Here is a 12,540-nt window from a genome sequence, read left to right on the forward strand (position 1 = left end):
CCCCGCACCACCCCTCTCACCCGACCCCGGGAGCACCGGCATGTGCAAGGACGACCACGGCATCGGCAGACGCGCGCTGTTGGTGACGGGCGCGGCCGCCGCCCTTACGTTGGGAACCGTGAGCTTCCCCGACGGCCCCGCCGCAGCGGCGGCGGGCGGCACGGAGACGAGGACGGTGCGCGGCACGCTGCCGCCCGGCGCCCCCGACTTCGTCCACCTCCCGGTGGACGTCCCCCCGGGCGTCCGCGAGATCAAGGTCGCCTACACCTACGACCGGCCGTCCGTCCCGGCCGGAACCCCGGGCAACGCCCTGGACATCGGTATCTTCGACGAGCGCGGCACCGACCTGGGCGGCAGGGGCTTCCGCGGCTGGTCCGGCGGTGCGCGCCCGGAGTTCTTCGTCCGGGCGGACGACGCCACCCCGGGCTACATCCCGGGCCCGGTCCGCGCCGGCACCTGGCACATCGTGCTGGGCCCCTACACGGTGGCGCCACAGGGTCTTTCGTACCAGGTGACGATCACGCTGATCTACGGCGAGCCCGGCCGCACCCCGGAGCCCGGGTACCCGCCGTCCCGGGTCGAGGGCCGGGGCCGCGCCTGGTACCGCGGCGACTGCCACATCCACTCCTGGTACTCGGACGGCCGCCGTACGCCCGCACAGATCGCGGAGCAGGCCCGGGCGGCGGGCCTGGACTTCATCAACTCCTCGGACCACAACACCCATGCCTCGCATCCGCACTGGGCCGGCCTGGCGGGCGACGATCTGCTGATCATGCTGGGCGAGGAGGTGACCACCCGGAACGGCCATCTGGTGGCACTGGGCACCGACCCCGGCACCTTCGTCGACTGGCGCTACCGGGCGCGGGACAACCGCTTCGGCCGTATCGCCGAGGAGATCCGGCGGGCGGGCGGTCTGGTGGTGCCGGCCCATCCGCACGCCGGCTGTATCGGCTGCGCCTGGAAGTTCGGCTTCGCCGAGGCGGACGCGGTGGAGGTGTGGAACGGCCCCTACACGCCGGACGACGAGGTGGCGCTCGCCGAGTGGGACAACACCCTGGTGGCATCGGTCCGGGAGGGCCGTGCCCGATGGCTGCCGGCGATGGGCAACAGCGACGCGCACCGTGCCCCCGACACGATCGGCAGCCCCCAGACGGTGGTCCTCGCCGACGAGTTGAGCCGCCGGGCCGTCCAGGAAGGCATCCGGGCGGGCCGCTCGTACATCGCCGAGTCGAAGAACGTCTCGCTGACCTTCACGGCGACCGGGGGCCGCGGCGAGCACGCGGGCATCGGCGGACGGTTGCCGGTGGACCCCGACACCCCGGTCACGGTCCGCGTGGCGGCACGGGGTGTGCCCCGCTGCACGGTCCGCCTCGTCACCGACCAGGGCGTGCTCCTCACCAGCGGTCCGCTGCCGGTGTCGGGCGAGGGCACCATGGAGTGGACGACGACTCCGTCGCACGCGGCGTACGTACGGGCGGAGTTGCGCCATGAGACGGCGGCGGGTCCCGTGCCGGGGGCGGCGGCCGCGCTGACCAACCCGATCTTCCTGGGCCGGCGATGACGGTCCGTTCACCCGGCACAGGGCCCGTACGGCCTTCCCACGACCGGCACGACGAGAACAGGACCACGCGATGAACCTCAGCACCGACCTGAAGCACCGTGTCGTCACGGCGTTCCAGCGGTATGTGGCGAACCCCGTCACCCGCCGTCTGCCGCTCCAGACGGTCCTGGAGACGACGGGCCGCGTCTCGGGCCTGCCGCGTGCGACCCCGGTGGGCGGGCGCCGTGTCGGGGACTCCTTCTGGCTGGTCTCCGAGTACGGCGAGAGATCCCAGTACGTCCGCAACATCCGGGCGAACCCCCGGGTCCGGGTCCGCATCAGGGGCCGCTGGCACCCCGGCACCGCCCGGCTCCTCCCGGACGACGACCCCCGCGCCCGGCTGAGGTCGCTGCCCCGGATGAACAGCACGGCGGTACGGGTGTTCGGGGCGGAGCTGCTCACCGTCCGGGTCGACCTGGACGGCTGAGGCCGCACCGCCCCCGCCGGCCGTGCGCACCCGCCCGCAAAGGCGCCCCGAGGGCCGTCCGATGTGCGGAGAGTGTGTGGACCTTGTGAGGCGCCGCACGGCGGTCTGTGATCACCGTCGCCCACAGCTGACGCATCCGCCATGAACAAGGCAAACTGGCCTTCTGGTTGTGGACGGTTCGACGGGGGGCCTTGGGGGCAGCGATGGACGGTGTACCGCGAGTGCCTGAGCAGCGGGAGTCCGAGGAGTCGGCGGCCCTGCGCTTCGGTGTGCTCGGCCCGGTGCGCGCCTGGCGGGGGGAGGAGGTGCTGGCCACCGGCTCACCGCAGCAGCGCGCCCTGCTGGCCGCGCTGCTGCTGCGCGAGGGCCGCACCGCGACGGCGTCCGAACTGATCAGCGCGCTGTGGGGCGAGGAACCACCGGTCAAGGCGCTGGCGACCGTACGGACGTACGCCTCCCGGTTGCGGAAGATCCTCTCCTCGGCGGCGCTGGTCAGCGAGTCGGGCGGCTATGCGATGCGGGTGCGGGACGCGTCCCGTTCCCTGGACCTCCTGGCGGCCCAGGAGCTGGCCACGGAGGCGGAGAAGGCGAAGAGCTCCGGGAATCTGGGCCAGGCCCGGCAACTGCTGAACGAGACCCTGGCGTTGTGGGACGGCGAGACCCTGGCCAATGTGCCGGGCCCGTACGCGGACACCCAGCGCACCCGCCTGGAGGAATGGCGCCAGCAACTCCTCGAGGCCCGCCTCGACATGGACCTGGAGCAGGGCTGCCACTCGGAGGCGGTCTCCGAGCTGACCGCGCTGACGGCCGCTCACCCGCTGCGCGAACGCCTGCGCGAACTGCTGATGCTGGCGTTGTACCGGTCCGGCCGTCAGGCGGAGGCACTGGCGGTGTACGCGGACACCCGCCGGCTGCTGGCCGACGAGCTGGGCGTCGACCCCCGCCAGGACCTGAAGGAGCTTCAGCAGCGCATTCTCCAGGCGGACCCGGGTCTCGCGGAGCCGTCGGCGCCGGCCCCGGAGCCCGCCGCCGCCCCGGTGCGCCCGGCCCAGCTCCCCGCCACCGTGCCCGACTTCACCGGCCGGGCGTCCTTCGTCACCGAGCTGAGCGAGGCGCTGGCAGCCTCGGAGAGCCGGGTGATGGCGGTGTCGGCGCTGGCGGGGATCGGGGGCGTGGGCAAGACGACCCTGGCCGTGCATGTGGCGCACCGGGCCCGCGGCGCGTTCCCGGACGGACAGCTGTACGTCGATCTGCAGGGCGCGGGGCAGCAGGCCGCGGAACCGGAGACCGTGCTGGGCGCCTTCCTGCGCGCCCTGGGCACTCAGGAGTCGGCGATCCCGGACTCTCTGGAGGAGCGGGCCGCGCTGTACCGCTCGGTCCTGGACGGCCGCCGGGTCCTGGTCCTGCTGGACAACGCCAAGGACGCGGCGCAGATCCGGCCGCTGCTGCCGGGCACGGAGGGCTGCGCCGCCCTGGTGACCTCCCGGGTCCGCATGGTGGACCTGGCGGGGGCCCATCTGGTGGACCTGGATGTGATGTCCCCCGACGAGGCGCTTCAGCTCTTCACCCGGATCGTGGGCGAGGAGCGGGTGGCCTCGGAGCGCGAGGCCGCGCTGGACGTGGTGGCGGCCTGCGGGTTCCTGCCGCTGGCGATCCGTATCGCCGCCTCCCGCCTGGCCTCGCGCCGCACCTGGACCGTCTCGGTCCTGGCCGCGAAGCTCGCGGACGAGCGCCGCCGCCTGGACGAGCTCCAGGCCGGGGACCTCGCGGTGAAGGCCACCTTCGAACTGGGCTACGGCCAGCTGGAGCCGGCCCAGGCCCGGGCGTTCCGGCTGCTGGGGCTCGCGGACGGCCCGGACATCTCCCTGGCGGCGGCAGCGGCCGTACTGGACCTCCCCGCGGAGGACACCGAGGACCTGCTGGAGTCCCTCGTCGACACCTCCCTGCTGGAATCCGCGGCCCCGGGGCGCTACCGCTACCACGATCTGGTCCGCCTCTACGCCCGCGCCTGCGCCGAGCGCGACGAACACCTGCCCGGCGAACGGGACGCGGCCATGTCACGGCTGCTGGACTTCTACCTGGCCACGGCGTCCGGGGTCTACGCCATCGAGCGACCGGGCGACCGCCTGGTGGACCACCTCGAGAAACCGCGCACGACCGGACTGGTCTTCCCCGACCGGCGCGCGGCCCAGGACTGGCTCTACTCCGAGGCCGTGCCCCTGCTGGCCTGTGTACGGCAGTCCTCCGACGGCGACCGGCTCAGGCGCGCGGTCGACCTGCTGTGGGCCGCGGTCGACCTGGCGGAGTCGGGGGCGAACTCCCGGGAGTACGAGGCGGCGGCGACCGCCCTGCGCGAGGCCGCGCGGGCCGCCTCGGACGGCCGTGCCGAGGGACGGGCCATCCTCGTGCTGGCCAACGCCCGCCACTGGTCCGGCTACTTCGACCAGGCCGACCAGGAGGCACGCCAGGTGCTGCGGATCTCTGAGGCCGCCGGGGATCCCCTGCCCTGCTGCTGGGCGGCCAACATCCTGGGCGCCTTCGCCTTCTACCAGAGCCGCTTCGCCGAGGCCGAGGAGTACCTCGAACGGGCCATCAAGGACTTCCGGGCCTGCGGCGACCTGTCGGGCACGGCGGCCGCCCTGTGCAATCTCTCCCGCCTTCATCTGGCGACGGACCGCGCCGACAGCGCCGTCACCCTCGCCCGGCAGGGCACCGAGATGTACGAGGAGCTCGGGCATCTGCTCAAGGCGGCGAACGGTCACTACGCGCTCGGCATGGCCCTCAGCAAGAACGGCCAGCTGTCCGACGCCTCCGCCCGCCTCGACAAGGCCCTCCAGGTCTTCCGCACCAGCCGTCAGCGGCTGTGGGAGGGCATGACCCTGCTGCGTCTCGCCGAGGTGGACCTGCTGGCCGAACGCCCCGCGCAGGCCGCGGCCAACGCCGAGACGGCCCTGGCGATGCTCAGGGGCATCGGGGGCGAATGGCGCCGGGGCAATGTCCTCACGGTGCTCGGCAAGGCGCTGAGCGACATCGGCCAGTCCGGACGGGCCCAGGTCTGCTGGCGCGAGGCGCTCGAGATCTACGAGCGGCTGAACTCCCCGGAGGCCGCGGAGGTGCAGGCGCTGCTGGCACCGGCGACCGCCGTATGAGGCCGCGACAGGGGCGTTCATCATTCGTTTATCGCCGCACGGCACTCTCTTGATGGTCGGTCCGTCGCATCGGGGGGCAGACGGATGCCGGTGAGGTCGCCGGCCTCGTAGCAGGATGGGCGACAGGAGCGGTCCGCCCGGCCACCCTCGGGGGAGTGGCCGGGCGGACCCTCGACTGTACGAGTTCAAGGACCAAGGGGAGGCACCGCCATGAGCGACACCACCAAGGACGAGCCGGTCGTCAAGCCGGACAACACGCACATCACCGACGCCCCGGCCGGCACGGAGATCAAGCCGCTCAACACGCATATCACCGACGCCCCGGCCGGCTCCGACGTCAAGCCGCTCAACACCCACATCACCGACGTCGACGACGGCCCGACGAGCCCGGACAACACGCACATCACGTCCGAGCCCAGCTAGTCCTCCTCCGCACGGGGGTCGGCCGCGACGGCGCGGAGGGGGAGCCGTCGCGGCCGAAGCATGTCCGGAGCCGGTTCACCCCGCCCGGTCACCGTGTGGCACGGATCGCACACCACGCGTAGCGTGTGCGGGGACGGCCGCCGTACGGTGCCCCTTCCGTTCGGCCGGTACGACGGCCGTCCACCGTCTCCCGGCGTGCGGGTGCCCGCGAGCCCGGCTGCGACGGCTCAGGCGGTCCGTGCCGTCCCGGTGCCCTTCTCCGCGTCCAGGGCGTAGACACAGCGGTCCTTGCTGCACGCGTACACCACGCCGTCCTTCACCACCGGCGCACCGGTGATCTCACCGCCGGTCGCCAGCTTCCAGCGCAGCCGGCCGTCGTCGGCCTTCAGCGTGTACAGCAGATGGTCCGTGGAGCCGAAGTGGATACGGCCCTCCGCGACCGCCGGGGAGCCCACGATCTCCCCGCCCGCCTGGAAGCGCCACTTCGGGGTGCCCGTGACCGCGTCCAGGGTGTAGAGGCCCCTGCCGCTGCCGACATGGACGTGCCCCCCGGCCACCAGCACCGGATCGATCGCGGCCCGCGGCTCCGTGGCGATGCGCCAGCGGTCCCGGCCGTCCGTGGCGTCGAGGGCGTAGACCGTGCCCAGATAGTCGGCGAGATAGACGCCGCCGCCGGCGACCGCCGGGCCCGGCACGAAGGCCGGCGGGCTCAGGAACACCGCCGGCGCTTCGAAGTGCCAGCGCACCATGCCGCTGGCCACCTCGATGGCCAGCACCCGGGTGCCGGCCGAGACGTACACATAGCCGTCCGTCGCCCGGGTCAGCCGCACGGGCACCCCGCCGCAGGACGCGGCGTCCCCGATCGGATAGGACCAGCGCTCCTCCCCCGTACGCGCCTCCAGGGCCCGCAGCCGGGCGTCCTGCCAGACGTACACCGTGCCGTCGTGGACGACCGGCCCGGCCTCCGGGGTCTCGAAGTCCGTCTGCGCGCCGGTGATCTCCCACAGCTGCCGGCCGTTCGCCGCCTCCCAGGCCTGGACACCGCCGCCCCGGGTACCGGTGACCACGGTGCCGCGGTCGGCCCTGAGCGTGTACACCCAGCCGTCCAGGGACAGCCGCCACAGGTCCGAGCCCTCGTGGGCGTCCAGGGCGAAGAGGGTGGGGCCGTCGGAGGCGTGCACCCGGCCGTCCTCGACCGCCATCGACCAGGCCACGTCCCGGGTCTTGAAGCGGCGGCGGCCGGTCGCCACATCCAGGGCGTGCACCTCGAAGGAGGTGACGTAGACCAGGTCGTCGGCGACCGTCGGGGTGCCCCAGACGTCGTTGGACATCCGGAAGCGCCAGGGGCGCCAGCCGGTGGCGGCCTCCGGGGGCAGCGGGGGCGGCGGAACCGCGGGAGCGGGCACCATGCCGTTCGCCCCGGGGCCGGGACGGGACCAGGAGGCGACCAGGCCGGCCTCCGGGGGCGGCGCCTTCACCGCGGCCGCCCGCGCGTCCGCGACCCGCGGCCCGGGCCCGATCGGCACGGAGGCGCCCACCAGCCGCACCGGGCCCCCGTCGGACCCGCCGGCCGCCACCGGGACCGGATCGTGGGAGGGCATCGGCGGCGGCAGCGGGCGCATGCCGCCGCCGCGGCCACCGAACGGATACGGCTTCACCGGCGGACGTCCACCGCGGCGCTCCTCGATCAGGGCGACCGCCTTCTCCGGCAGCCACGCCGAGGCCGTACCGCTGTCGTCGGAGCCCGAGCCGAAGAGATGCGGGGCGAGCTGGGCCTGAAGGTCGGCCGGGTTCGGGCGGGCGGTGGCGTCCGTCTGCATACAGGAGTCGATCAGCGGCCGCAGCTCGTCCGGCAGCCCGGACAGGTCCGGCTCCTCGCGCAGCAGCATGAAGACGGTCTCCACGGGGTTGGCGCCCTGGAAGGGGGGATGCCCGGTGGCCGCGAAGACCAGCATCGAGGCGAGCGAGAAGACATCGCTCGCACCGGTCACGCTGCGCGAGTCCTTGGCCTGCTCGGGGGACATATAGGCGGGGGTACCGACGGCGACATTGGTCATCGTCAGACGCGTGTTCGACACGCCGGAGGCGATGCCGAAGTCGATCACCCGGGGGCCGTCCTCGACGACGAGCACATTGGACGGCTTCAGGTCGCGGTGGACCAGGCCCGCCCCGTGGATGGACTGGAGCGCCTCCGCGACGCCCGCGGCCAGCCAGCGCACCGCCTGGGCCGGCAGCGGCCCGCAGTCGGTCACTATCTCCTCGAGGGAGGGCGCGGGCACATACGCGGTGGCCAGCCAGGGCACGGCCGCGCGCGGGTCGGCGTCGACCACGGCCGCCGTGTAGAAGCCGGAGACCGCCCGTGCGGCCTCCACCTCACGGGTGAAACGCACCCGGAACAACTGGTCCTCGGCCAGTTCGGTGCGGACGGTCTTGATCGCCACCCGCCGGCCGGACGCCGAGCGCGCGAGATAGACCAGCCCCATGCCGCCGGCACCCAGCCGACCCAGCACCTCGAACGGCCCGATCCGCCGCGGATCGTGTTGCGTCAGCTGATCCACCACTTGCCTGCCACCTCCCCGTACGGGTCGCGTCGTCCGCCTGTGCACGCGACCCCGTGCAGCGTCTCACCACCGCACCGCCATGGCGGCACGCAGCCCGATTCTCCCTGTACGGGCGACCGGTTGCGAACCCGGGGGCGGAACGGGGTGTCCCAGGACAAAACCATGCCGGATCACCCGTCGGACACAGGGGCTCCCGCAGGGGACAACGCCAGGAGCGCCCCCGAAGTGCCGCTCGGGCGCGATCGGCACGGAAGCGGCGCCCCGGCCGTGCGGGACGGCACGGGCGGTCAGCGCTGGAGCAGGGCGAAGGACGCCCCCTGATCGTCCGTGACCACCGCCACCCGTCCGTACGAGGTGTCGAACGGCGGTACCTGTACCCGGCCGCCCAGCCGGGCCACCGCCCCGAGCGCCGCCTCCCCGTCGGCGATCCCGAAGTGGACGAGGAAGTGGGAGGGCATCTCCGCCGGGAAGACCGACAGGATCGGGGCGCGCCCGAAGTCGGGAACGGCGCCGGGGCCGAACAGGGCGTCATGGAAGAGCCCGGTGTAGAAGGCGTTCGCGGCGGTCGTGTCCCGCGCGTACAGCTCGGCCCAGGTGAACGAGCCGGGTTCGTGCCGCTTGCCGAAGCCCGCGAGCGCACCGGCCTGCCAGAGCCCGAAGACCGCGCCCTCGGGGTCGGCGGCCAGCGCCACGGTGCCCAGGGTGTCCACCGGGGTCGGCGGGACGACGACCTGGCCGCCGGCCGCCCGGATCCGTCCGGTGAGCGTCAGGGCGTCGGGGGTCGCGAAGTACACCGTCCAGACGGTGGGCATCCGCCCGTCCCGCTTGGGCGCCAGCGCGGCCACCGGCGCCCCGCCCAGCAGCGCCCAGGCGGAGGATCCGTACGCCGTCTCGAAGTCCCATCCGAACAGTCCGCCGTAGAACCGCTCGCCCGCCTCGACGTCGGACAGCTGGACGTCGACCCAGCAGGGGACGCCCTCGGGGAAGGCGGCGCCGTCCGGGCCCTCGCGGCCGGGGGAGGTTCCGGCCCCCTGGGGCGGGCCGTTCCCCCGCGAGGGAGGCGAGGGATGGTTTTCGGCCATATCGCCAAGTTTAGAAGCTTTCCCGCGGAGCGCGCGCGTATCTACTCCTTCCCCTCCCACCAGCACCGATACCCCTCAGGGGCCTCTCCACTCCCCATTTGCAGTCGGCCGAATCGCGCTCACATCCCCCCTCGGTAAGCTGACGACATGACAGGACAAGTGCGTACCGTCGACGGCCGCGTGGCCGGTCGGCGCGGGCAGGCGACGCGGCAGAAGCTGCTCGACTGTCTCGGCGAGATGCTCAGCTCCTCGCCCTACCGGGACGTCAAGGTGATCGACGTCGCCCGGAGGGCCGGGACGTCCCCGGCGACCTTCTACCAGTACTTTCCGGACGTCGAAGGCGCCGTCCTGGAGATCGCGGAGCACATGGCCGCGGACGGCGCCGGGTTGGCCACTCTGCTGGAGGGCCGCTCCTGGGCCGGCAAGGCGGGCTGGCAGTCCGCGCAGGAACTGGTCGACGGATTCCTGGAGTTCTGGCGCAAGCACGACGCCATCCTGCGCGTCGTCGACCTGGGCGCGGCCGAGGGCGACAAGCGCTTCTACAAACTCCGGATGAAGATCCTGAACTCGGTGAACGGCTCCCTAGCGGACTCGATCGCCGAGCTCCAGTCCAAGGGCAGGATCGACAAGGACGTGAACCCGGCGGCCGTGGCGGGCGCCCTGGTGGCGATGCTCGCGGCGGTGGCGTCCCATCAGAAGGCCTTCCAGACCTGGGGCGTCAAACAGGCCGAACTCCGCCCGAATCTCGCACTGTTGGTGCATCTGGGCGTCACCGGGAGGAAGCCGACCAGGTAGGACGCGAGACGGCACGCGGGAAAACACCGCGGTACCCGTCCTTCACTCGGGCGCGCCTGGTCCTGTCGGCTCGGCTCCTCCCCTCCCCTGCTCTGTTCTGTCATACGGGCGGTGGTCCACTCCGGTGGACCACCGCCCGCCGCATCGAGGGGACCGGCACGGGAGCCACGGGGCGATACTCGGGGCATGGGAAGGGATCTTCATGAGTTGCTGACGTCTCTGCGGGTGTGGGACCCGGAGACCACCGAGTTGCCCGTCTTCGATCCGGCGGCGGCGCCCGGGGAGCCGTTGGCGCTGTTCACCGAGTGGTTCGCGCAGGCGGTGGCGGCCGGGCAGGCCGAGCCGCACACGATGTCGCTGGCGACGGCGGACGCGGACGGCACCCCGGACGTCCGGACCGTGATGCTGCACGGCGCGGACGCGGACGGCTGGGCGTTCGCCACCCACTCCGGCAGCCGCAAGGGCGGACAGCTCGCGGCCCGGCCGTATGCCGCCCTCGGCTTCTACTGGCCGGTCCAGGGACGCCAGATCCGGCTGCGCGGTCCGGTCACCCCCGCGCCCGCGCGGGAGGGCCAGGCGGATCTGCACGCCCGGTCGACCGGAGCGCTGGCCGCGGCGCTCACCGGCGGACAGAGTCATGTGCTGGGCTCGGTCGAGGAGTTGGTGCGGGCGTCGGAGGAGGCCTGGGAGCGGGCCCGGCGCGAGCCGGACGCCCCGGTCCCGTCCTGGACGCTCTATCGCCTCCAGCCGCAGGAGGCGGAGTTCTTCCAGGGGGACGCGCGGCGCCGTCATGTACGGCTGCGCTACCGCAGGACGGACGGAGGGTGGGTCAGGGAACTGCTGTGGCCCTGAGGGTGAGGTGCCCTCAGTCCCCGGTGGGGGCCGGGTCCCCGAACTCGTACATGGCGAAGTCCGTGACCGCGCGGTAGCCGAGACGCTGGTACAGGCCGTTGCTCGCGGGGTTGGCGAGGTCGGTGAAGAGCAGGACCTCCGCCGCGCCGGAGTCGAGCGCGGCCCGGCTCGCCGCGGCGGTGGCGGCGCCCGCGTAGCCCCGGCCGCGCAGGGGTGCGGGGGTGTAGACGGTGGTGACACGGATCTGTCCGGCGACCTCGGGCGCGGCGGCCGCCATGGAGACGGGCGTGCCCTCGGGCGTCTCCCACAGGGTGATCCCGCCCTGGCCGAGCCGGCTCTCGACCCAGTGCTCCGGGTGCCGCGGGGCCGGATCGCCGACGTCCTCACAGAACGAGGTGAACCAGCGGGTGATCAGGTCCCGGTCCTCCGGGGCGGCGCGCCGGGCGGTCCCGGACGGCGCCGGCGCGGGCGGGGTGAGCGTGCCGAGCCGGTAGAGGCGCTGGCGCTGCGTGAGCCGGACATCGGCCCCGGTGCGGCGCCCCCAGGCGGCGGCGAACGCGGCGGCCGCGGCGGCCGGTCCGCTCGCCGAGGGCAGCGGCCGGCCGTCCTCCGCCAGGCGCACCGCGAGCGCGTCGGCGGCATCGGCGGTGAGGGCGGTGAGCTGGAGCGCGTAGGGCGGGGTCCGCAGCAGGGCGGCCCGTGCGGTGCCGTCCTCGTCCGCGAGCCGGCCGAAGTACGGCGGCTCCTCCCCGTACGCGGCGACCCCTTCCTTCCGCAGCCGGTCGGTGACCGTCAACAGCACGGTGTGCAGGGCCGGTTCGGATCGCAGGAACGCCCCGGTCCGCTCCAGGAACTCCTTCGGGTCACCGGTGAACCGCCACGCGTACGCATCGGAAGTCATGCGCGTCACGATGCCGTGGGCCGACTGCGTTCCGCACCCGGTTTTCGGCGCCTGCGCCGGTCATGGCGCCGCGTCCCGGTGTGTTCCACGGTCACGGCACCGCGCGTCCCGCCGTCAGGGCAGCGAGGGTTCGGGGTCGCTCGCGATCCGGCCGTGCAGATGCACGTCCCGGAACACATCGTGCCGCCCCTCCTCGAACATCGCTCCGCGCAGCGTCCCCTCGTACCGGAAGCCGCAGCGTTCGGCGACCCGGCAGGACGCCTCATGCCCCAGGGCATGGCCCAGTTCCAGGCGGTTCAGACCCAGGTCGGTCAGGGCCCAGTGGGCGGCGAGCGCGAGCGCGCGGCCGGCGACACCGCGCCCGCGGGCCTCGGGCAGGACCCAGTAGCCGACCCGGGCGACCCGGATGACATGGTCGATCTGGTTGACCCCCAGGTGTCCCAGGGTCGTCCCGCTCTCCGCGTCGGCGATCCGGAAGGCCACATCGGCGCCCCCCGACCTGGCCCGCAGGGACTCCCGTGCGTCGTCCCGGTCCCGCACGATCCTGAGCGGTGTGTTCCAGCGCTGGAAGTCGGGGTCGGTCAGCCCCCTGAACCACGCGTCCAGATGGCTCTCGGACTCCGGGTCCCAGGCGCTCAGCCGCAGACCGTGACCATGCGGTTCGGGAAACGGGTCCAGCGGGGACTTCTCAGTTATGTCGGCCATCGGGCCATTCAATCAAGTCACAGGACCTCCATGAGCGATCCCGTT

Annotated in this window: 10 protein-coding genes; 6 read left to right on the top strand and 4 right to left on the bottom strand. The window is 73.3% G+C overall.

What is annotated here, in order from left to right:
* Positions 1–40: 40 nt before the first annotated feature.
* The 4 genes from CP978_RS15185 (at position 41) to CP978_RS15200 (ending at position 5,599) form a co-directional block, all read left to right on the top strand.
* Positions 41–1,561: a CehA/McbA family metallohydrolase gene (locus CP978_RS15185; RefSeq protein WP_043441201.1), complete on the top strand. Its 1,521-nt coding sequence runs from the start codon at positions 41–43 to the stop codon at positions 1,559–1,561.
* A gap of 70 nt (positions 1,562–1,631) precedes the next feature.
* Positions 1,632–2,027: a nitroreductase/quinone reductase family protein gene (locus tag CP978_RS15190; RefSeq protein ID WP_043441204.1), complete on the top strand. Its 396-nt coding sequence runs from the start codon at positions 1,632–1,634 to the stop codon at positions 2,025–2,027.
* A 203-nt stretch (positions 2,028–2,230) separates the two neighbouring features.
* Positions 2,231–5,176 (top strand): SARP-family global regulator AfsR, encoded by a 2,946-nt coding sequence (gene afsR / locus CP978_RS15195; protein WP_043441206.1) that lies wholly within the window; start codon positions 2,231–2,233, stop codon positions 5,174–5,176.
* 210 nt (positions 5,177–5,386) lie between these two features.
* Positions 5,387–5,599, top strand: a complete 213-nt coding sequence (locus CP978_RS15200; RefSeq protein ID WP_043441208.1) for a hypothetical protein — start codon at positions 5,387–5,389, stop codon at positions 5,597–5,599.
* 227 nt (positions 5,600–5,826) lie between these two features.
* Here CP978_RS15200 and CP978_RS15205 read toward each other — a convergent pair whose 3' ends face one another.
* Together CP978_RS15205 and kbpA are read right to left on the bottom strand one after the other, a co-directional pair.
* Complete coding sequence (locus CP978_RS15205) at positions 5,827–8,160, bottom strand: serine/threonine-protein kinase (RefSeq protein ID WP_150478228.1); 2,334 nt, start codon at positions 8,158–8,160, stop codon at positions 5,827–5,829.
* A 287-nt stretch (positions 8,161–8,447) separates the two neighbouring features.
* Positions 8,448–9,242 carry an AfsK-binding protein KbpA gene (gene kbpA / locus CP978_RS15210; protein ID WP_158508333.1) on the bottom strand — a complete coding sequence of 265 codons (795 nt, stop codon included), beginning with the start codon at positions 9,240–9,242 and terminating at the stop codon, positions 8,448–8,450.
* A gap of 159 nt (positions 9,243–9,401) precedes the next feature.
* Between kbpA and CP978_RS15215 the strand changes: the two genes are divergently transcribed.
* Together CP978_RS15215 and CP978_RS15220 are read left to right on the top strand one after the other, a co-directional pair.
* Entirely contained in the window at positions 9,402–10,037 is a 636-nt protein-coding gene (locus CP978_RS15215) for a TetR family transcriptional regulator (protein ID WP_043441210.1), read from the top strand.
* A gap of 186 nt (positions 10,038–10,223) precedes the next feature.
* Positions 10,224–10,889 carry a pyridoxine/pyridoxamine 5'-phosphate oxidase gene (locus tag CP978_RS15220; RefSeq protein ID WP_043441212.1) on the top strand — a complete coding sequence of 222 codons (666 nt, stop codon included), beginning with the start codon at positions 10,224–10,226 and terminating at the stop codon, positions 10,887–10,889.
* A 13-nt stretch (positions 10,890–10,902) separates the two neighbouring features.
* On the opposite strand, the gene CP978_RS15225 is transcribed toward CP978_RS15220, so the two are convergent.
* Entirely contained in the window at positions 10,903–11,790 is an 888-nt protein-coding gene (locus CP978_RS15225) for a GNAT family N-acetyltransferase (protein ID WP_150478229.1), read from the bottom strand.
* A 114-nt stretch (positions 11,791–11,904) separates the two neighbouring features.
* Positions 11,905–12,495, bottom strand: a complete 591-nt coding sequence (locus tag CP978_RS15230) for a GNAT family N-acetyltransferase (protein WP_043441216.1) — start codon at positions 12,493–12,495, stop codon at positions 11,905–11,907.
* Positions 12,496–12,540: the final 45 nt, after the last annotated feature.

It is taken from the genome of Streptomyces nodosus (genome assembly GCF_008704995.1).
In the GTDB taxonomy this organism is placed as follows: Bacteria; Actinomycetota; Actinomycetes; order Streptomycetales; family Streptomycetaceae; genus Streptomyces; species Streptomyces nodosus.